Genomic DNA, 19,406 nt, shown 5'->3' with positions numbered 1-19,406 from the left:
GTCTTACCTCAGTTTCAACGTGGCAAGGCCGATCAGCACGAGAATTACAGTGATGATCCAGAAACGGACGATCACGCGTGGCTCGGGCCAGCCCTTGAGTTCAAAGTGGTGATGGATCGGTGCCATACGGAAAACGCGGCGGCCGGTTAATTTAAAGGATGCGACCTGAATGACGACTGACAGGGTCTCCATCACGAACACGCCGCCCATGATGAACAGAACGATTTCCTGACGAACGATGACTGCGATGGTGCCCAGGGCCGCGCCCAGCGCCAGCGCACCGACGTCACCCATGAAGACTTGGGCCGGATAGGTGTTGAACCAGAGAAAGCCCAGGCCAGCACCGATCAGCGCACCGCAGAACACGATCAACTCGCCCGCGCCCGGGACATAAGGAATCAGCAAGTATTCGGCGAATTTCGAGTTGCCGGACAGGTAGCAGAAAATGCCCAGCGCGCCGCCGACCATGACCGTTGGCATGATTGCCAGACCGTCCAGGCCATCGGTCAGGTTGACCGCATTGCTGGAGCCGACGATCACGAAGTAGGTCAGGATCACGAAGCCAATGCCCAGCGGGATACTGAAGTCCTTGAGCATGGGGATCAGCAGCGTGGTTTCCACCGGCGATTGCGCAGTCATATAAAGGAAGATCGCAGCGCCCAGACCGAACACCGACTGCCAGAAATACTTCCAGCGGCTTGGCAGCCCTTTCGAGTTTTTCTCGATGACTTTGCGATAGTCGTCAACCCAGCCGATACCACCGAAGAGCAGCGTGACGATCAGCACCACCCACACGTAGCGATTGGAGAGATCTGCCCACAGCAGGGTGGCGATCCCGATGGCGGACAGAATCAGCGCACCGCCCATGGTCGGGGTGCCGGATTTTGACAAGTGAGATTGCGGACCGTCGTTACGCACGGATTGGCCGATCTGCTTGCTCTGCAGGGCACGGATCATCCACGGACCGAGACACAGCGAGAGTGACAATGCGGTGAGCACGCCAAGAATCCCGCGCAGGGTCAGGTACTGGAAGACCGCGAAGCCTTTGTAGAACTGTTGCAGATACTCGGCCAGCAGCAGCAGCATTAATGTTTCTCCAAGCTGGTAGCACACAGAGCCGCCACGACGTTTTCCATCGCGGCACTGCGAGAACCTTTGATCAAAAGGGTGGTGTTCTTGTCTTGCTCGGCGCCAAGCGCCTCGATCAGGTCGGCCTGACTTGCAAAATGGCGGGCATCCTGCCCGAAAGCCTTGACCGCATGGGCCATCAACGGACCGACGGCATACAGCGCGTCGACCTTGCCCGCGGCATAAGCGCCGACATCCCGATGGCCCTGCTCGGCCCAGTCGCCCAGTTCACCGATATCGCCCAGCACCAGAATTTTGCGGCCTGCAAAACCGGCCAGGATGTCAGTAGCCGCTGCGACGGAGGTCGGGTTGGCGTTGTACGTGTCGTCGATCACCCGCATGCCGTTGGTCGCCAGTTGCGCCACGGTGCGGCCCTTGACCGGCTGAACGCCGTCGAGACCGGAGACGATGCCCGGCAGCGAGACGCCCAGCGCGTGGGCAGCGGCGGCGGCGGCCAACGCGTTAGCCACGTTGTGTGCGCCCAGCAAATTCAGTTGCACCTGCGCCGAACCGCTCGGGCAGTGCAGGGTAAAGGCCGGGCAGCCACGGGCGTCGATGCCCAGATCACTGGCATACAGGTCGGCTTCGCTGTCCCTGGTAGAGAAGCTCAGCACCTTGCGCGCGCCAGCACGGGCCACCCAGATGTCGAATGCCTTGTCGTCGCGGTTCAATACCGCGGTGCCTTGGGCGTCGAGCCCTTCGATGATTTCGCCCTTGGCTTCGACGATCTTGTCAGGTCCCCCGAACTCGCCCACATGTGCAGTGCCGGCGTTGGTCAGCACTGAAACATGAGGTTTGGTCAGGCTGACAGTGAATGCGATTTCACCGATGCGCGAGGCACCCAGCTCGATGACTGCCGCGTCGAACTCCGGCGCCAGCTCCAGCAGGGTCAGCGGAACGCCCAACTCGTTATTCAGATTGCCGCGCGTCGCCAGCACCGGACCGCGGGTACGCAGAATGCTGGCGAGCATTTCCTTGACCGTGGTCTTGCCGCTGGAACCGGTGATTGCAGCCACTGGCTTGTCGACGAAAGCGTTGCGATTCATCGCGCCCAACTGCGCCAGCGCCTTGCGGGTATCGCCAACGATCAGTTGCGGCAGCGTACTGCCCGCAATCTCACGCTCGACCAATGCGCCGACCGCACCTTTGGCAGCCACCTGATCGAGATAATCGTGGCCGTCGAAATTAGGGCCGGTCAGTGCCACGAACAACTGCCCTGGCTTGATCGAGCGGCTATCGATACTGACGCCATTAAAGCTTGCATCTTCGCCGACCCGACGCGCGTCGAGCGGCTGCAGCAGTTCGCTGAACGAAAGTGGCCTAAGCATGCGCAGCCCTCCATGCGTCCAGTGCCCTGGCGGCTTCTTCAAGATCGGAAAACGGATGACGCTGGCCGTCGATTTCCTGGTAATCCTCATGCCCCTTGCCGGCCAACACGACCACGTCGGCGGCCTGGGCCTGGGCGATGATCTGAGCGATGGCCTGACCACGACCCGCCACGAACTCAACGCTGTCCATAGCGCTGAAACCGGCGCGGATGTCGTCGAAAATGCGTGCCGGGTCTTCGGTGCGCGGGTTGTCGTCGGTGACCAGCACCTTGTCGGCCAGGCGCTCGACCACTTCGGCCATCAGCGGACGCTTGCCGCGATCGCGATCACCACCGCAGCCGAACAGGCAGGTCAGCTGACCTTTCGCGTGTGGGCGTAGCGCGGCGAGAACCTTTTCCAGCGCATCCGGGGTGTGGGCATAGTCGACCACCACAAGCGGATGCGCGCCGCCACCAAGGCGCTGCATACGGCCAACAGGGCCTTCGAGGCTCGGCAGCACTTTGAGAATGTCGTCAAGCGGGTAGTCCAGGCCCAGCAAAGCGCCAACTGCCGCAAGCACGTTGCTCAGGTTGAAACGACCCAACAGGCTGCTGCGCAAGACGTGGTCACCCTGAGGGGTCACCAGTGTGGCGCGGACACCGTCGTCATCGAAATGCGCATCGCGGCAGAATAGATAAGCGCTGCTGTCTTCAAGGCTGTAGGTGATCAGGCGCGATGCATGTTGTCTGGCGGCCAGTTGGCGGCCGAACTCATCGTCGAGGTTGATCACGCGGCAACTCAGGTCACTCCAGGCGAACAGCTTGGCCTTGGCGGCGCCATAAGCCTCCATCGTGCCGTGGTAGTCCAGATGGTCGCGGGAAAGATTGGTCATCACTGCGACATCGAATGCCAGCGCCGTGACGCGCCCCTGATCCAGGCCATGGGACGACACTTCCATGGCGATGGCCTTGGCCCCGGCCTTTTTCAGGTCGTAAATGGTCGCCTGCACGGAAATCGGATCGGGCGTGGTATGAATCCCGCTTTTCAATTCGCTATAGAAGCCGGTGCCCAGCGTGCCGATGAGACCGCAGTGCTGGCCCAACTTGTCGAGCGCTTGGGCGATCAATTGGGTGACGCTGGTCTTGCCATTGGTGCCGGTTACACCGACCAGATTGAGGTTGCGGCTCGGATCGCCATAAAAGCGTCCGGCGATGTCCGACAATTGCGCGGCCAGCCCCTTGACCGGAATCATCGGGATATCGGTGATCGGCAGCACTTTGGCGCCTTCGACTTCATAGGCCACGGCCGCTGCGCCGTGAGCAATGGCGTCCGTGATGTGATCGCGGCCGTCGACTTTCAGGCCCGGAATCGCCAGGAACAGATCGCCCGGACGCACCTTGCGGCTGTCCAGGGTCAGCTCACGAATCAACAGGTCTCGGTCGCTCTGGGCGAAAATCTTGCTCAAGTTGAAAGACATCAGCCGCGCCCTCCCTTGACTGGAACGACGAGGGGTGCGGCGTTGGCTTGCTGTTCAGGCGGAACCGGCGCGAGATTGTCCGGGCGCACGTTCATCAGACGCAATGTGCCCGACATTACTTTGCTGAACACCGGCGCGGAAACCAGACCACCGAAGTAACCGCCTTTGCTCGGTTCGTCGATCACCACCACGATGGCGTAACGCGGGTTGCTCATCGGACCAAAACCGGCGAACAGCGAGCGATAGGAATTTTCGGCGTAGCCTTTGGTGCCGACCGAAGTCTTACGCGCGGTACCCGACTTGCCGGCCACGTGGTACGACGGCACACGGGCACGATAGACACCGCGCGGGTCCTCGATCACCTGCTGCAGCATGCCTTGCAGGGTTTTTGCGGTCGCCTCTGGAATGGCCTGAACCGAATCCGATGGCTTGTCGGTTTTCAGAATGGTCAGCGGGACGATCTTGCCGTTGTTGGCCAGCGCCGAGTAGGCGTGCACCAATTGCAGCGCCGTCACCGACAGGCCATAGCCATAAGACAAGGTCGCTGTTTCCGCCTTGCGCCATTCACGATAGTTCGGCAGGTTGCCTACGCGCTCGCCTGGGAAGCCCAAGCCTGTGTACTGACCCAGGCCAACGCGCTGCATGGCGCGGAAGATCGCTTCGCCGCCGACGTCGAACGCGACCTTACTCATGCCGACGTTACTGGAGTTGATCAGGATGCCGGTCAGGTCGAGGATCGGGCCTTCGGTCTTGGTCACGTCACGAATGGTGTATTTGCCGATCTGCAGCGTGCCCGGATACACCTCGACCTTGTCGCTGGGTTTCCAGCGGCCACTGTCCAGGGCTGCGGTCATGGAGATCGGTTTCATGGTCGAACCCGGTTCGAACACGTCGATGATCGCGCGATTACGCATCGCCGCCGGAACCATGGTGCGACGGTTGTTCGGGTTGTAGGTAGGCTGGTTGACCATCGCCAGCACTTCGCCGGTCTTCACGTCCATGATCACCAGGCTGCCGGCCTTGGCGTCGTTTTCCTGAATCGCGTTGCGCAGTTCGCGGGTCGCCAGGTACTGCAGGCGCAGATCAATAGACAAAGCCAAGGTCTTCCCGGCCTTGGCGTTTTTCTTCACTTGCAAGTCTTTGATGAGCCTGCCGCGCCGATCCTTGATCACTTGTCTTCTGCCCGGCACGCCGGCGAGCCAGTCGTCATAGGCGAGTTCGACACCTTCACGGCCGTGATCGTCGAGGTCGGTAAAGCCCACCATGTGAGCGGTCACGTCACCGGCAGGATAGAACCGGCGGAACTCTTCCTTGCCGTAAACACCGGGAACCTTGAGATCCAGGACCGACTGGCCCTGCTCCGGGGTCAGCCCGCGAACCAGATAGATGAATTCTTTACTGGCCTGTTCGTTCAAACGGTCGGCCATGGCTTTTGGGTCCTGGCCCAACGCCTGCGCCAGTTGCGGCCATTTGCTCTTGTCCGCCTGCATTTCAGACGGGTTGGCCCAGATGGTGGTGACCGGCGTGCTGACAGCCAGAGGTTCACCGTTACGGTCGGTGATCAGACCACGGTGTGCGGGAATGGAAACGTTACGCAGGCTGCGCGCATCGCCCTGCTCGATCAGGAAGCGATGGTCGATGACCTGCAAATCGACGATGCGGTAGGCAATCGCCGCCACCAATACAGACAGCAAGCCGACCACGACACGGAACCGCCAAGGGTAGAGTGCCCCTTCGAGTTTCATCATGGCGACACCATCCGGATATCGGCGGCGTTCGGGATACGCATTTTCAGTTGGTCGGTCGCCAGCGCTTCGATGCGGCTGTGAGCGGTCCAGGTGCTTTGCTCAAGAATCAGGCGACCCCACTCGGCCTGCGCCTTGTCGCGAACACTGAGTTCGGCGTACAGCGAGTTGAGCAGCTGACGGTTCCAGTGTGCGCTGTAGGAAACGGCAATCGCCGAAACGAGGACGGCAATGAACAGCAACAGCATGAAGAAGCTGCCGCCTGGCAATGGCTTGAAGAAACCGCGACTCACCGTAGTTTCTCCGCAACACGCATGACAGCGCTGCGCGAACGTGGGTTGGCGCGGGTTTCTTCGTCGGAGGCGAATTGAGCCTTGCCGATCAGCTTGATGCGCGGCTCGAATGCCTGATGGCGGATTGGCAGGTTGCGCGGCATGTTGTCTGCCTCGCCCTTGACCAGCTTGCGCATGAACAGTTTGACGATGCGGTCTTCCAGCGAATGGAAGCTGATGACTGCCAGACGGCCGCCCACTTCCAGGGTTTCCAGCGCCGCCTCGAGACCGGCTTCCAGATCGCCGAGTTCGTTGTTGACGTGAATGCGCAAACCCTGAAAAGCACGCGTCGCCGGATTCTTGCCCTTTTCCCAGGCAGGATTGGCGACTTTCAATACTTCGGCCAGGTCGCCCGTGCGTTCGAAAGGTTGGGTTTCGCGACGAGCAACGACAGCGCCAGCCATGCGTTTAGCGAAACGCTCCTCACCGTATTCCTTGAAGACGCGGGCGATCTCTTCGGCAGGTGCGGAGTTGACGAACTCAGCGGCACTGACCCCGCGAGACGGGTCCATTCGCATGTCCAGCGGGCCATCGTTCATGAAACTGAATCCGCGCTCAGGGTCGTCCAACTGCGGCGAGGAAACGCCAAGATCAAGCAGGATGCCGCTGACTTTGCCTGCAATGCCCCGTTCCAGAGCCTCGGAGCCCAACTCGGCAAAACTGCGCTGCACAATGACAAAGCGGCCGTCTTCGGCCGCCAGCGCTTGCCCCGTGGCAATCGCTTGAGGATCTTTATCGAATCCGAGAAGCCGGCCATCCGGCCCCAGGTTCTGCAATATAAGACGGCTGTGTCCGCCTCGCCCGAAAGTGCCGTCCAGATAGCAGCCATCGGCACGCACCGCGAGAGCCTCGACGGCTTCTTCGAGCAGTACGGTGATGTGGGTAAAGCCGCTATTCGTAGTCACAAGATCAAATCACGCAGTTCATCAGGCATCGCGCCCGGTTTTTGAATAGCCGCAAGGTCCGCATCAGCAAGTGCGTTCCAGGCGTCCTCATCCCACAGTTGAAACTTGTTGAGCTGGCCTACCAGCATCACTCGCTTATCGAGCTTGGCGTAATCACGCAAACGCGGAGGCACCAGAAAACGCCCGCTGCCATCGAGTTCCAGATCAACCGCATTACCGATCAACAGTCGCTGCAGGCGACGGTTCTCTTCACGAAATGTGGCGAGCTCACGCAATTTGGCTTCGATCAGTTCCCATTCGGGGAGCGGATAGATGCACAAGCATGGGTCGACGGTATCAATGGTCACGATCAATTGGCCGGAGCTACGCGAATCCAACTCGTCACGGTACCTGCTCGGCATAGCGAGACGGCCCTTTGCGTCGAGATTGATTGCGTTTGCACCACGGAACACAGGCGCTTTCTCCGAATATTATCGTTTTGCGGTCAAAAAACCCACTTCACGCCACTTTCCGCCACTTGCGCACACTATAGGAATGCGCCCACCACACCGTCAAGGCGACTTCTTAAGGAAAACCCTTACAGGACGGAGATTTACGATGAGTAACAGAGGAGTTTTGGAAATATTCGGAGCGTTCCCATCGATAAATCCGAGGGAACTCAAAAAGATAAGGGCAAAACTTAAAGTGTTTTGTGAGGTTTAAGATTTTTTTGGCATTACACGGAGGGAGAAACGGTACAAACGAGGGGAGATAAAGGAGGTGGAGAGTCGATCTGTAAGCCGGGTTCTGTCGAGGACAGTCATTCCTCTACGACGGCCATCACTGGACATCTTTAGCAACCTACCCGGTTCCAGCGCGGGCCACGCCTAGGAACCCTATTTGGTCTTGCTCCGAGTGGGGTTTACCTAGCCACGAACTGTTGCCAGACGTGCGGTGCGCTCTTACCGCACCTTTTCACCCTTACCGGCACCGAAGCGCTTAGGCGGTTATTTTCTGTGGCACTTTCCGTAGGCTCGCGCCTCCCAGGCGTTACCTGGCACTCTGCCCTATGGAGCCCGGACTTTCCTCCCCCCTTCATTGCGGAACAATGAAAGGCAGCGACTGTCCAATCGACTCTCCGCCGCCAAGGTTAATGGCAGGGCGCCACAAGAACAAGCTTTAATAAGCCTGTCGCAGATTATAGGAAGGGCCGACGGGGATCGATCATTCCCCCTTCTGCTTCTCCAGCGCCACTTGATACAACAGATTCTTGCGCACCCCGGTGATTTTGGCTGCCACTGCCGCCGCACGTTTAAGCGGCATTTCCTGCAGCAGCAAATCCAGCACCCGCCGCGCCTCGGCACCAATGGCGTCCTCGCCTTCCGGCTCACTCCACCCCGCCACCAGCACCACGCATTCACCGCGCTGCTGATTGCTGTCGCTCTCGACGAAAGCGCGAAGCTCTCCCAAAGGCAGACCCTTGAGGGTTTCGAAAGTTTTGGTCAATTCGCGGCCGAGCACTGCCGGACGTTCAGCGCCGAAGATTTCCTCGAGATCCTGCAGGCATTCCAGAATACGGTGCGGCGCTTCATAGAAGATCACCGTGCGCGGTTCTTCCTTGAGCAACTCCAGACGGGCCTTGCGTCCCACCGATTTGGCCGGGAGAAAGCCTTCGAAGATAAAACGATCAGACGGCAGCCCCGCCGCAGACAACGCCGCGATCAGTGCACAGGCCCCCGGTACCGGCACGACCTGAATGCCAGCCGCCCGCGCCTGACGCACCAAGTGGTAACCGGGATCGGAGATCAGTGGGGTTCCGGCATCGGAAATCAGCGCGACGTCATCGCCTGCCTGCAAACGCGCAATGAAGCGACTGCCTTCTTCGCGCTCGTTGTGCTCGTGGCACGCAGCCAAGGGGGTCGCGATGCCAAAATGCTGCATCAGTCGTAACGAATGCCGGGTATCTTCAGACGCAATCAGCGACACCCCACGCAACACCTTCAAGGCACGCACGCTCATGTCATCCAGGTTGCCGATCGGCGTGGCCACCACATAAAGCGAGCCCGTAGTGGAATTCAAAGCACCCGGAGCAGTCAAAGCGCACACCTCATGTTCGATTAAAGCCTGCATTGTACAGGTTAAGGCGATGCAAACAGGGAGATTGAACAATGGACCGACACATACGCTCACACATGCAGGCCGTTGCCCCGACCCAGGACAAACTACTGCCTGAAACGCTCGATAGCGCTTCGGGGCGACCAATATCAGCGCCTTAACGCCTACAACATCGCGCCCCGGCCAGTGCTTGGGTACAATTCCACGCTAATTTGCTCAAGTATCAGGAACATAGACATGATCGCTTGCCTGCGGCTGTTATCTGCCCTCTGCCTGGCTGCCTTGTTGGCCGCTTGCGCCGGTTCGCCCTCCTCCAGCCTTGGCGAACTGCCACGCACACCCGACGCCAGCATCGAGCAACTGCTCGAGCAAGCCACTGCTGCCAAGACGCCTGACCAGGCTGCCTTGTTGCGCCTGACCGCTGCCGATCTGGCCGCCCGCCAGAACAACCCTGGTCGCGCGGCAAGCATCCTTGAGCAGGTCCAGATGGATCAGCTCAAGACCGACAAGCAAATCTACGCCAACACTCTGTCCGCCGAGCTCGCGCTGGGTCGCAGTCAGCCAAAAGCGGCCCTGACCGCGCTCAACCACCCAAGCATGCAGCATCTGGGTGAGATGCCGGTCGATCTGCAGACCCGCACCCACACCGTTCGCGCCCGCGCACTCGAGGCCGATGGCCAGACACTTGCCGCAGCCAGTGAGCGCGTGTTCATGGGGCCCCTGCTGCAAGGCGATGCCTTGAGCGCCAACAACGACGCGATCTGGACCTTGGTCGCCGCCCTGCCACCTGAGCAACTGCAAAGCACCTCCAACGACGACATGGGCGGCTGGCTGAGCCTGGCCCGCGCGGTTAAAGGCGCCGGCACCCTGGAACAACAGCAGGCTGCCATCGACAACTGGAAAGCACAGAACCCGCAACACCCTGCGGCGCGCCAACTCCCGACCACACTGGCGCAACTGCGCGAACTGAAAAGCGAGCCACTGACCAGAATTGCCCTGCTGCTGCCACAGGAAGGCCCGTTGGCCTCGGTATCCCGAGCGTTGCGCGACGGCTTCATGGCTGCTCACTATCAAGCGCAGCAGGCGGGCCAGAATCCGCCAGCCATCGATGTGTTCGACAGTTCCCGCGTGACATCCATGGACGCGTTCTACGCCCAAGCCAAGGCGGCCGGTGTTCAACTGGTCGTCGGTCCACTGGAAAAGCCGCTGGTCAAACAGTTGAGCACCCATCAACAGTTGCCGATCACGACCCTTGCCCTGAACTACAGCGACTCAACCGCTCAAGGCCCGGCTGAGTTGTTCCAGTTCGGTCTCGCAGCCGAAGACGAAGCCCGTGAAGTAGCGCGTCGCGCTTGGGCCGATGGTAAGCGCAGCGCAGTGGCCATGGTGCCAAAAGGCGAATGGGGCGACCGCGTTCTCGACGCTTTCCGTCAGAGCTGGCAAGCCAAGGGAGGCACATTCCTGGGTGTCGAGCGCATCGATCAGCCCGTTGCGCTGGCCCAGCAAGTGGCCGATCTGTTCCAACTGCGTAACAGCGAAGGTCGCGCTCAGCGCCTGCAAAGCACCACCGGCGCACAAATGGCCGCGCAGCCGAGTCGTCGTCAGGACGTGGATTTCATGTTCCTGGCCGCAACGCCGCAGCAGGCTCAACAGATCAAACCGACGATGGTCTTCCAGTACGCTGGTGACGTTCCGGTCTATGCCACCTCGCACCTGTTCACCAATAGCAACGATCAGGCGATGTACAACGACCTGAGTGGCGTGCGTTTCTGCGAAACCCCTTGGCTGCTGAACGCCAACGATCCGCTACGCCAGCAAGTCACCGCGCAATGGCCGCAAGCATCCGGTAGCCTGGGCCGCCTATACGCTATGGGCATCGATGCCTATCGCCTGGCCCCGCGCCTGACCCAGCTGAAAACCCTGCCTGAAAGCCGCATCGACGGCCTGTCCGGTAGCCTGGCGATTGGTCAGGGTCAGCGCATCGAACGCCAACTGCCGTGGGCACAGTTCGTCGACGGCAAGGTTCAGCGTCTGCCGGACACCGCTCCTTGACCACAAGCAACACGCGACAGTCCGCAGGGCGCGAGGCCGAAGCCTATGCCCTGCGGCACTTGCTGGAACAGGGTTTACAGCTGATTACACAGAACTGGTCATGCAGACGCGGCGAGCTTGATCTGGTCATGCTCGACGGCGATACAGTAGTATTCGTCGAAGTTCGCTATCGACGCCACGCCGGATAGGGTGGCGCGCTGGAAAGCGTCGATTTTCGCAAGCAGGGAAAGCTCACCCTGGCCGCACAATGGTTTCTGCAAAGCGAATCGAAATGGGCAGATTCCCCCTGCCGCTTCGATGTCGTGGCAATCAATGGCGACCCAGGCGCGGCGCCTGCGCTGAACTGGCTGCAGAACGCTTTCGACAGCTGACACCATCGATCGCGAGCCATGCCAGCACGCTCGCCGGAACACATAACCCACACTGTTTTTTTGCTCTTTGCTTTGCGGGCTGCACAGTTTTGTGCCGGGAAGCCGATGACCTGATTCAGACGTCGCCCGACCAGCCGCCCCTATTAAGGTTTTCATAGATGGACATGCAATCCCGAATTCGCCAGCTTTTTCAGGCCAGCATCGATACCAAGCAACAGGCGATGGACGTTCTTGCACCCTACATCGAGCAAGCCAGCCAGGTGATGGTCAACGCCCTGCTCAACGAAGGCAAAATGCTTGCGTGCGGCAACGGTGGTTCGGCAGGCGATGCACAGCATTTCTCGTCCGAGCTGCTGAACCGTTTCGAACGTGAGCGACCGAGTCTGCCAGCCATTGCCCTGACTACCGATACCTCGACCATCACCTCGATCGCCAACGACTACAGCTACAACGAAATCTTTTCCAAACAGATTCGCGCGCTGGGTCAGCCAGGCGACGTGCTGCTGGCCATCTCCACCAGCGGCAACTCTGCCAACATCATCCAGGCCATCCAGGCCGCCCATGACCGGGAAATGATCGTCGTGGCCCTGACCGGCCGGGACGGTGGCGACGTGGCTTCGCTGTTGCTGCCGGAGGACGTCGAAATCCGCGTTCCCGCCAAGGTCACCGCACGTATCCAGGAAGTCCACCTGCTGGCGATCCACTGCCTTTGTGACTTGATCGACAGCCAATTGTTCGGGAGTGAAGAATGATATCCAAACGTCTCAGCCTGCTGGCCCTGACGCTCTGTCTGGGCATCAGCGGATGCAGCTCGGTGATCAACGTCAGCCGCGAAGCGCCGATCGATGACGATCGCGGAACCCGCACCTTCGGCAGCAAGATCGACGACTCGCTGATCGAAACCAAGGTCGCCGTCAACGTGGCCAAGGCCAGTCCAGACCTGGACAACGCCTCGCACATCGTCGTGACCAGCTTCAACGGCGTGGTGCTGCTCGCTGGCCAGACCCCGCGTGCCGACCTCAAACAACTGGCCGAACAGACCGCAAGTCAGGTGCAGAAGGTCAAGAAGGTCAACAACGAGCTGCAGGTCATCGAACCCTCCTCTCTGCTGGCACGTAGCAACGACGCCTGGCTGACCAGCAAGATCAAGACCGAAATGCTGACCGACAGCGCCATTCCGGGCTCGCGAATCAAGGTTGTCACCGAGAACGGCATCGTCTACCTGCTCGGCCTGCTGACGCAGGCAGAAGCCAACCGCGCCACCAACCTGGTTCAGGGCGTGGCGGGCGTGCAGAAGATCGTGAAGTTGTTTGAGTACATCGACTGATGGGCATGCTGCGGATTTGAGGCACGACGGGCTTCTGCCCGGAGAGTGTAGGAGTGAGGTTTGCCCGCGATCTGCCGGGCACCGGCAGTAAATCCTGCAAACGCGGTGCGCCTGATGCTACCGAATCGAATGGTTTTGCTCCCGCTTCGCACCACGCAGACATAAAAAAGGCGATCCCTCGGGATCGCCTTTGTCGTTACCGCGCAGTCGAGTTACTTGACCACTTTCAGACTCGGCCGGCCGCTTGGGCGTGGCGGCTCGTCATCAGGCGGCAAATCGTCGTCCACGTCCAGATCTTCATCCTCATCCACGGCCGGCTCCAGATCGAAGACCATGCCCTGGCCGTTCTCACGGGCGTAGATGCCCATGACTGCGGCCACTGGGACATAGAGGCTGTGCGGAACGCCACCAAAGCGACCTTCGAAGCTCACCGCGTCATTGTCCATGTGCAGGTGGCGCACGGCGCTTGGCGAAATGTTGAGCACGATCTGGCCGTCGTTGGCGAAACCTTGCGGGACTTGCACCGCCGGGTATTCGGCGTTCACCAGAATGTGCGGCGTGCAATCGTTATCAACGATCCACTCATAAAGAGCGCGGATCAGATAGGGGCGACTGGAGTTCATCGAACGGTTCCTTAGGCCTTAGCGCATGTCGCGTTCGGCAGCAGACAGACTTGCCTGGAATGCCTCACGCGCAAACTGGCGCTCCATATAATCAAGCAGCGGCTTGGCAGGCCGCGGCAACTCGATACCCAGAATCGGCAGGCGCCAGAGTATGGGCAATAGACAGCAGTCGACCAGACTCTGCTCGTCACTGAGGAAAAAAGGCTTTTCCGCAAACAGTGGCGACACGCCAGCCAGACTTTCGCGCAACTCCTTGCGCGCCTGCGCACGGACAGCTTCTTTGCTGCGCGCATCCAGAATCACGTCCACCAGCGCGCACCAGTCACGCTGAATCCGGTGGATCAGCAGACGGCTGTTGGCCCGGGCCACAGGATAGACCGGCAGCAGCGGCGGATGCGGGTAACGCTCATCCAGGTATTCCATCACCACCGTCGACTCGTACAACGCCAGATCACGATCGACCAGCGTAGGTACGCTGCCGTACGGGTTCACCTCGATCAATTTGGCCGGATGACGACCCTCCACAACATCGATGATCTCGGCGCTGACACCTTTCTCGGCGAGCACGATGCGCACGCGATGGGAATAGTGGTCGGCGGGGTCGGAGTAACAGGCCAACCGATTGGTCACGCCCATGGCGGTCCTCCTCGCTTGTTAAATATTCAAAAGCACAAAAGACGAACGCGCCCAGAAGGCGCCTCCGGCAACATTCACAGACAGCGGATGTTCGTCGCGGGCGACAAGATAGCTCATTTACTCGAAGTAAATTCTGCAATCTTTCGCCCGCCACTATACCCGCTCTGCGCCCACTACCCGAACGAGGCTCTACAGAGCGCGTTCCGCTCAGCTCGGGCTGGTAGGAAAAGTCGTCGGGCAAAGATCAGGCAAGGCAAAAACAGGCGAGGAACGGGCGGGGTCGCGCTCGACTTTAGGGGGCCTAAATGAGCATTCCGAGACTGTTTTTGATGCGCCATGGTCGAGCGCAGCCACCTTTCGGACAAAGCCTGGACCTGCTTGAGGTCAGTGCACATCCTTCCAGTATTCGCGCTTGAGCAGGTACGCAAAGATGAACAGGACCGCCAGATACAGCAGCACGTAGGTGCCGATACGCTGATGTTGCAGCTTGACCGGATTAGCCGAATACGCGAGGAAGGTCACCAGATTCTTGACCTTTTCGTCGAACTGCTCTTCAGTCAGCGTTCCGGTCTTTGGCACGATGGTCAACTGGTCGCAGGCTTCGTGGGTCAATGGAACGCCTGTCAGCGGGTCGTACTGTTTCTTGTCATCTTCGACCACCTGCACCTGCTTGCAGCCGATCACTTGACGGCCCTGCAGCCCGACAAGCACGTTAGGCATGCCCACGTTCGGGAACACCTTGTTGTTCACGCCCCAGGGCCGCGCAGGGTCCTCGTAGAACGAACGCAGGTAGCCGTACAGCCAATCGGTACCGCGCACCCGTGCCACCAGCGTCAGATCGGGCGGCGCGGCGCCGAACCAGGTCTTGGCGTCGGCCGGTTGCATCCCGGTGAGCATGTGATCGCCGATCTTGGCGCCGGTGAACACCAGCTTGTCCAGCATCAACTCGTGGGGTATACCGAGGTCATCGGCCACCCGCTCGTAGCGCTGGAATTTCGCGCTGTGACAGCCCATGCAGTAGTTGACGAAGGTTCGCGCGCCGTCCTGCAGCGCGATCCTGTCGGAGACATCGATATCAACGCTTTCCAGCTCGGGCCCACCTTGCTCGGTCGCCAACGACAGGACAGGCAGAGCGACCAGCATAAAAACCGCCAATAGCTTTTTCATCAGCCCGTCACCCTCTGCGGAACCGGTTTCGTTCGCTCCATCCGGGTATAGAACGGCATGAGGATGAAATAGGCGAAATACACGAAGGTACATACCTGCGAGAGCAATGCCCGTCCAGGGCTGGGCGGCAACACCCCGACAATCCCCAGAATCACGAACGCCCCACAAAACAACAGCAGCCAGATACGGCTCAGCCAGCCCTTGTAGCGCATGGACTTGACCGGGCTTCGATCCAGCCACGGCAGAACGAACAACACCGCGATTGCCGCGCCCATTGCCATCACGCCCATGAGCTTGTCCGGGATCGCCCGCAAAATTGCGTAGAACGGGGTGAAGTACCAAACCGGCGCAATGTGCTCCGGCGTCTTGAAGGCATTGGCTTGCTCGAAGTTGGGTTTCTCCAGGAAATAGCCGCCCATTTCCGGGAAAAAGAACACGACCGAACAGAAGATGAAGAGGAACACCACGACGCCGACGATATCCTTGACGGTGTAGTAAGGGTGAAATGCGATGCCATCGAGCGGCTTGCCGTCCTCATCCTTGTATTGCTTGATATCGACGCCGTCCGGGTTGTTCGAGCCCACTTCATGCAATGCCAGCACATGCAGCACCACCAGTCCCAGGATCACGATCGGCAAGGCAACCACGTGCAGGGCGAAGAAGCGGTTCAGGGTGATGCCGGAAATCACGTAGTCACCACGGATCCACTGGGCCAGGTCATTGCCGATCACCGGAATCGCGCCAAACAGCGAGATGATCACCTGAGCCCCCCAGTACGACATCTGCCCCCAAGGCAGCAAATAGCCCATGAAGGCCTCTGCCATCAGCGCGAGGTAAATCAGCATGCCGAAGATCCACACCAGCTCCCGCGGCTTCTGATAGGACCCGTATAGCAGCCCGCGGAACATGTGCAGGTAGACGACGATGAAGAACGCCGAAGCCCCGGTGGAATGCAGCAGGCGCAGGATCGAGCCGTATTCGACGTCACGCATGATGTATTCGACGGACGCAAACGCCTCCTCCGCCGAAGGCGTATAGCTCATGGTCAGCCAGATGCCGGTAACGATCTGATTGACCAGCACCAGCAACGCCAGCGAACCGAAGAGATAGAAGAAGTTGAAGTTCTTGGGGGCGTAGTACTTGCTGAGATGGTCTTCCCACATCGAAGTGGCGGGAAAACGTGCATCGATCCAGTCCATGAACTTGCTCATTACGCTTTCTCCTGATCGACACCGATGACGACGATTGAGTCCGACTCGTAGGAATGCGGAGGCACTGGCAGATTCAGCGGTGCAGGTTGCGCCTTGTAGACGCGCCCTGCCAGGTCGTAGTGAGAGCCATGACAGGGACAGAAGTAGCCACCCAGCCAGTCTTTGCCCAGATCGGCGGGTGCTACTTCGGGGCGAAACGTGGGAGAGCAACCCAGGTGGGTACAGATCCCGATCAACAGCAAAATCTCGGGCCTGATCGAGCGAACGACAGGGTCAACGTAAGCAGGCTGGGTGGAGTTTTTGGATTCGGGGTCAGAGAGTTGCGCAGTGAGCTTGCCCAGATTGCTGAGGATTTCCGGGGTGCGATGGACGATGAAAACCGGTTGGCCGCGCCATTCGGCAATCATCTGCTGGCCTGGCTCGATCTTGCTGACGTTGACTTTGACCGGCGCGCCTGCCGCCCTGGCTTTTGCGCTGGGAAACCATGACCCCACGAACGGGACCGCAGCGCCTACCGCCCCGGCCGCCCCCACCACAGAGGTGGCCGCGACGAGGAAGCGACGCCGGCCTGGATTCACGCCGTCATTGCTCATTCCGTCCTCTCTCATCAGCTTGCGGAAGCCTGCCTGGCCTTTCTTTCGAATTATTTGTTTTTAGCTGTCAAACATCTTGCCTAACGGCATCAAACTCCCTCACATCCCAGGGCATTACCTGTCGGTGAAAAGCGGGAGGCCCTATGAAACGAGGCGCCTATGAATGATTCGTGCCGTCAATCGATAATAGACGCCCATAAAAAAACGCCCAGTTCCATAAGGACTGAGCGTTCTTTTTGAACGAAAGCGAATTAACGCTTCGAGTACTGCGGACGCTTACGCGCTTTACGCAGACCGACTTTCTTACGTTCAACTTCGCGAGCATCGCGAGTAACGAAGCCTGCTTTGCGCAGTGCGCTACGCAGCGTTTCGTCATAGGACATCAGAGCGCGAGTGATACCGTGGCGGATTGCGCCAGCTTGACCACTCACACCACCGCCGATGACGGTGACGTAGATGTCGAATTTTTCACCGGTCTCGGTCAGTTCCAGCGGCTGACGAACTACCATGCGGGCAGTTTCGCGACCGAAGAACGAATCCAGGGAGCGGTTGTTGATGGAGATGTTACCGGTACCTGGACGCAGGAAAACGCGTGCGGTTGCGGTCTTGCGACGGCCAGTGCCGTAATTTTGAGTCGCCGACATAATGAACTATTCCGTTAAAACTTCAGTTCTTGGGGCTGCTGAGCAGTATGAGGGTGTGCAGCGCCCGCATAGACTTTCAGCTTACGATACATGTCGCGACCCAGCGGGTTCTTAGGCAGCATGCCTTTGACCGCGGTCTCGATCACGCGCTCAGGAGCTTTGGCGATCAGCTTTTCAAAGTTGATCGACTTGATCCCGCCCGGGAAACCGGAGTGAGAGTAGTAGATCTTGTCGGAGGTCTTGGCACCAGTAACACGGATTTGCTCAGCATTGATCACGACGATGTAGTCGCCAGTGTCGACGTGCGGAGTGTATTCCGGTTTGTGTTTGCCACGCAGACGGCTCGCGATCTCAGTGGCCAGACGACCCAGGGTCTGGCCAGCAGCGTCGACGACATACCAATCGCGCTTTACTGTTTCCGGTTTAGCGGTAAAAGTTTTCATTCTTTAAAGCCTCAAAGGCCGCCCTGAAAAATAGACGGCGGAGCATACTCATTAGTACGGTCTTTGACAAGTCAAAGGCCGCCGGGCACGAACGCTATAGGGGGCTCGGGTCAGCGCGTTCGATCGCAGCGGTGTCTTGTGTCGCGGGGCATCACTCCCATGACAAAGAGACGCGGAATTATGCAGATTGCGAAAAAAATTTCAACCTGCTTTTATGGCTCTTTTCAAAAGGAGCGCCAGATGGACTATCGCAAACTGGGTAGAACCGACCTCAATGTCAGCGCAATCTGCCTCGGCACGATGACCTGGGGCGAGCAAAACAGCGAGTCCGAGGCCTTCGCCCAGATCGAACGGGCAAAAGCGGCGGGGATCAATTTCATGGATACCGCCGAGATGTATCCGGTGCCGCCGAAGAAAGAAACCTACGCCAGCACTGAAACCATCATCGGCAACTGGTTTAAGAAGAACGGCGATCGCGCCGACTGGATTCTGGCCAGCAAGATTGCCGGTCCCGGCAACGGTATCGATTATGTGCGCGACGGTCAGCTGAAATTCAACCGCGACCACATCGTCGCCGCCGTGGACGCCAGCCTCGAGCGTCTGCAAACCGACTACCTTGACCTCTACCAGCTGCACTGGCCGGAACGCAGCACCAACTTTTTCGGCAAGCTCGGCTACGCCCACAGCGAAGAGCAGTTCACGCCATTGCTGGAAACCCTCCAGGCACTGGACGAGCAGGTCAAGGCCGGCAAGATCCGTCATGTCGGCCTGTCCAACGAAACGCCTTGGGGCACGATGAAATACCTGGCCGAATCCGAGGCTCACGGCCTGGCGCGCCCGGTGTCGATCCAGAATCCATACAACCTGCTCAACCGCAGCTTTGAAGTGGGCCTGGCAGAAATCGCCATTCGCGAGCAATGCGGTCTGCTGGCTTATTCGCCGATGGCCTTCGGCCTGCTGTCCGGCAAATACGCCAACGGCGCACGGCCGGCCAAAGGCCGTCTGAGTCTGTACAGCCGCTTCACCCGCTACTTCAATCCGCAGTCGGAAGCAGCCTGCGCACGCTATGTCGCTCTGGCCCGCGAACACGGCCTGGACCCAGCTCAAATGGCCCTGGCATTCGTGACCAGCCGTGCGTTCGTGACCAGCAACATCATCGGCGCGACGACGCTGGAGCAACTGGAAAGCAACCTGGCCAGCGCTGAGCTGGTGCTGTCGGAGGAAGTGCTGGCAGGGATCGAGGCGATACACAAGGATCAGCCCAATCCTGCTCCGTAACGCTGCATACCTGTAGAAGCGCGCTTGCCCGCCAATAGCAATTTGTCTGAAAACATATTGTTAGCTGAAATAC

At 59.3% G+C, this 19,406-nt stretch carries 19 protein-coding genes, 1 other RNA gene and 1 pseudogene; 5 read left to right on the top strand and 16 right to left on the bottom strand.

Features of this window, described 5'->3' with window-relative positions:
• Positions 1-3: 3 nt before the first annotated feature.
• From mraY to rsmI, 9 genes are all read right to left on the bottom strand, one after another.
• On the bottom strand, positions 4-1,086 hold the full coding sequence (mraY, locus tag CE491_RS11770) for a phospho-N-acetylmuramoyl-pentapeptide-transferase (RefSeq protein ID WP_110948518.1): 1,083 nt from the start codon (positions 1,084-1,086) through the stop codon (positions 4-6).
• A complete protein-coding gene (locus CE491_RS11765; protein WP_110948517.1) occupies positions 1,086-2,456 on the bottom strand; it encodes a UDP-N-acetylmuramoyl-tripeptide--D-alanyl-D-alanine ligase in 1,371 nt (456 codons plus the stop codon). Before CE491_RS11765 ends, mraY begins: the two co-directional genes overlap by 1 nt.
• Complete coding sequence (locus CE491_RS11760) at positions 2,449-3,912, bottom strand: UDP-N-acetylmuramoyl-L-alanyl-D-glutamate--2,6-diaminopimelate ligase (protein WP_110948516.1); 1,464 nt, start codon at positions 3,910-3,912, stop codon at positions 2,449-2,451. The genes CE491_RS11765 and CE491_RS11760 overlap by 8 nt, the downstream gene beginning before the upstream one ends.
• A complete protein-coding gene (locus CE491_RS11755) occupies positions 3,912-5,657 on the bottom strand; it encodes a peptidoglycan D,D-transpeptidase FtsI family protein (RefSeq protein WP_199885073.1) in 1,746 nt (581 codons plus the stop codon). Before CE491_RS11755 ends, CE491_RS11760 begins: the two co-directional genes overlap by 1 nt.
• Positions 5,657-5,950 (bottom strand): cell division protein FtsL, encoded by a 294-nt coding sequence (ftsL, locus tag CE491_RS11750; RefSeq protein WP_110948514.1) that lies wholly within the window; start codon positions 5,948-5,950, stop codon positions 5,657-5,659. The genes CE491_RS11755 and ftsL overlap by 1 nt, the downstream gene beginning before the upstream one ends.
• Entirely contained in the window at positions 5,947-6,894 is a 948-nt protein-coding gene (gene rsmH / locus CE491_RS11745; protein ID WP_110948513.1) for a 16S rRNA (cytosine(1402)-N(4))-methyltransferase RsmH, read from the bottom strand. Before rsmH ends, ftsL begins: the two co-directional genes overlap by 4 nt.
• Entirely contained in the window at positions 6,891-7,346 is a 456-nt protein-coding gene (gene mraZ, locus CE491_RS11740) for a division/cell wall cluster transcriptional repressor MraZ (RefSeq protein WP_110948512.1), read from the bottom strand. Before mraZ ends, rsmH begins: the two co-directional genes overlap by 4 nt.
• Positions 7,347-7,653: 307 nt before the next feature.
• An RNA gene (gene rnpB / locus CE491_RS11735) (RNase P RNA component class A) lies at positions 7,654-8,011 on the bottom strand.
• An 86-nt stretch (positions 8,012-8,097) separates the two neighbouring features.
• Positions 8,098-9,003 carry a 16S rRNA (cytidine(1402)-2'-O)-methyltransferase gene (rsmI, locus tag CE491_RS11730; protein WP_110948511.1) on the bottom strand — a complete coding sequence of 302 codons (906 nt, stop codon included), beginning with the start codon at positions 9,001-9,003 and terminating at the stop codon, positions 8,098-8,100.
• 222 nt (positions 9,004-9,225) lie between these two features.
• Here rsmI and CE491_RS11725 point away from each other — a divergent pair, with 222 nt between their 5' ends.
• The 4 genes and pseudogenes from CE491_RS11725 (at position 9,226) to CE491_RS11710 (ending at position 12,738) form a co-directional block, all read left to right on the top strand.
• Entirely contained in the window at positions 9,226-11,040 is a 1,815-nt protein-coding gene (locus CE491_RS11725) for a penicillin-binding protein activator (protein ID WP_110948510.1), read from the top strand.
• Positions 11,037-11,411, top strand: a pseudogene (locus tag CE491_RS11720) (YraN family protein). Before CE491_RS11725 ends, CE491_RS11720 begins: the two are co-directional and overlap by 4 nt.
• Positions 11,412-11,569: 158 nt before the next feature.
• A complete protein-coding gene (locus tag CE491_RS11715; RefSeq protein ID WP_092408443.1) occupies positions 11,570-12,163 on the top strand; it encodes a phosphoheptose isomerase in 594 nt (197 codons plus the stop codon).
• Positions 12,160-12,738: a BON domain-containing protein gene (locus CE491_RS11710; protein WP_110948509.1), complete on the top strand. Its 579-nt coding sequence runs from the start codon at positions 12,160-12,162 to the stop codon at positions 12,736-12,738. The genes CE491_RS11715 and CE491_RS11710 overlap by 4 nt, the downstream gene beginning before the upstream one ends.
• Positions 12,739-12,950: 212 nt before the next feature.
• Here the strand turns inward: CE491_RS11710 and CE491_RS11705 are convergent, their stop codons facing one another.
• From CE491_RS11705 to rplM, 7 genes are all read right to left on the bottom strand, one after another.
• Positions 12,951-13,361 (bottom strand): ClpXP protease specificity-enhancing factor, encoded by a 411-nt coding sequence (locus CE491_RS11705; RefSeq protein WP_110948508.1) that lies wholly within the window; start codon positions 13,359-13,361, stop codon positions 12,951-12,953.
• Between the two features lie 18 nt (positions 13,362-13,379).
• The gene (locus CE491_RS11700) at positions 13,380-13,997 is read right to left on the bottom strand and encodes a glutathione S-transferase N-terminal domain-containing protein (RefSeq protein ID WP_110948507.1); all 618 of its coding nucleotides are present in this window, start codon (positions 13,995-13,997) and stop codon (positions 13,380-13,382) included.
• A 384-nt stretch (positions 13,998-14,381) separates the two neighbouring features.
• Positions 14,382-15,164, bottom strand: a complete 783-nt coding sequence (locus CE491_RS11695; RefSeq protein WP_110948506.1) for a cytochrome c1 — start codon at positions 15,162-15,164, stop codon at positions 14,382-14,384.
• The gene (locus CE491_RS11690; protein ID WP_110948505.1) at positions 15,164-16,375 is read right to left on the bottom strand and encodes a cytochrome b; all 1,212 of its coding nucleotides are present in this window, start codon (positions 16,373-16,375) and stop codon (positions 15,164-15,166) included. Before CE491_RS11690 ends, CE491_RS11695 begins: the two co-directional genes overlap by 1 nt.
• Complete coding sequence (gene petA, locus CE491_RS11685) at positions 16,375-16,968, bottom strand: ubiquinol-cytochrome c reductase iron-sulfur subunit (protein WP_110948504.1); 594 nt, start codon at positions 16,966-16,968, stop codon at positions 16,375-16,377. Before petA ends, CE491_RS11690 begins: the two co-directional genes overlap by 1 nt.
• A 251-nt stretch (positions 16,969-17,219) precedes the next feature.
• Complete coding sequence (gene rpsI / locus CE491_RS11680; protein ID WP_110948503.1) at positions 17,220-17,612, bottom strand: 30S ribosomal protein S9; 393 nt, start codon at positions 17,610-17,612, stop codon at positions 17,220-17,222.
• A 14-nt stretch (positions 17,613-17,626) separates the two neighbouring features.
• Positions 17,627-18,055, bottom strand: coding sequence for a 50S ribosomal protein L13 (gene rplM / locus CE491_RS11675; protein WP_108236898.1), 429 nt, complete (start codon positions 18,053-18,055; stop codon positions 17,627-17,629).
• Between the two features lie 240 nt (positions 18,056-18,295).
• On the opposite strand from rplM, the gene CE491_RS11670 reads away from it, so the two are divergent.
• Entirely contained in the window at positions 18,296-19,333 is a 1,038-nt protein-coding gene (locus tag CE491_RS11670; protein ID WP_110948567.1) for an NADP(H)-dependent aldo-keto reductase, read from the top strand.
• Positions 19,334-19,406: the final 73 nt, after the last annotated feature.

Source organism: Pseudomonas bohemica, from assembly GCF_002934685.1.
Taxonomy (GTDB): domain Bacteria; phylum Pseudomonadota; class Gammaproteobacteria; order Pseudomonadales; family Pseudomonadaceae; genus Aquipseudomonas; species Aquipseudomonas bohemica.
Note: the sequence above shows the minus strand (reverse complement) of the source record. Positions and strands in the feature narration are given on the sequence as shown.

Excerpts from the sequence above, each read along its gene's own strand:
- CE491_RS11725 (WP_110948510.1), top strand. The coding sequence starts at position 9,226 with ATGATCGCTTGCCTGCGGCTGTTATCTGCCCTCTGCCTGGCTGCCTTG.
- rpsI (WP_110948503.1), bottom strand. The coding sequence starts at position 17,612 with ATGTCGGCGACTCAAAATTACGGCACTGGCCGTCGCAAGACCGCAACC.
- petA (WP_110948504.1), bottom strand. The coding sequence starts at position 16,968 with ATGAGCAATGACGGCGTGAATCCAGGCCGGCGTCGCTTCCTCGTCGCG.
- mraY (WP_110948518.1), bottom strand. The coding sequence starts at position 1,086 with ATGCTGCTGCTGCTGGCCGAGTATCTGCAACAGTTCTACAAAGGCTTC.
- rplM (WP_108236898.1), bottom strand. The coding sequence starts at position 18,055 with ATGAAAACTTTTACCGCTAAACCGGAAACAGTAAAGCGCGATTGGTAT.
- CE491_RS11710 (WP_110948509.1), top strand. The coding sequence starts at position 12,160 with ATGATATCCAAACGTCTCAGCCTGCTGGCCCTGACGCTCTGTCTGGGC.
- CE491_RS11700 (WP_110948507.1), bottom strand. The coding sequence starts at position 13,997 with ATGGGCGTGACCAATCGGTTGGCCTGTTACTCCGACCCCGCCGACCAC.
- CE491_RS11670 (WP_110948567.1), top strand. The coding sequence starts at position 18,296 with ATGGACTATCGCAAACTGGGTAGAACCGACCTCAATGTCAGCGCAATC.
- CE491_RS11715 (WP_092408443.1), top strand. The coding sequence starts at position 11,570 with ATGGACATGCAATCCCGAATTCGCCAGCTTTTTCAGGCCAGCATCGAT.
- CE491_RS11695 (WP_110948506.1), bottom strand. The coding sequence starts at position 15,164 with ATGAAAAAGCTATTGGCGGTTTTTATGCTGGTCGCTCTGCCTGTCCTG.
- CE491_RS11690 (WP_110948505.1), bottom strand. The coding sequence starts at position 16,375 with ATGAGCAAGTTCATGGACTGGATCGATGCACGTTTTCCCGCCACTTCG.
- CE491_RS11755 (WP_199885073.1), bottom strand. The coding sequence starts at position 5,657 with ATGAAACTCGAAGGGGCACTCTACCCTTGGCGGTTCCGTGTCGTGGTC.
- CE491_RS11765 (WP_110948517.1), bottom strand. The coding sequence starts at position 2,456 with ATGCTTAGGCCACTTTCGTTCAGCGAACTGCTGCAGCCGCTCGACGCG.
- CE491_RS11705 (WP_110948508.1), bottom strand. The coding sequence starts at position 13,361 with ATGAACTCCAGTCGCCCCTATCTGATCCGCGCTCTTTATGAGTGGATC.
- rsmI (WP_110948511.1), bottom strand. The coding sequence starts at position 9,003 with ATGCAGGCTTTAATCGAACATGAGGTGTGCGCTTTGACTGCTCCGGGT.
- CE491_RS11760 (WP_110948516.1), bottom strand. The coding sequence starts at position 3,912 with ATGTCTTTCAACTTGAGCAAGATTTTCGCCCAGAGCGACCGAGACCTG.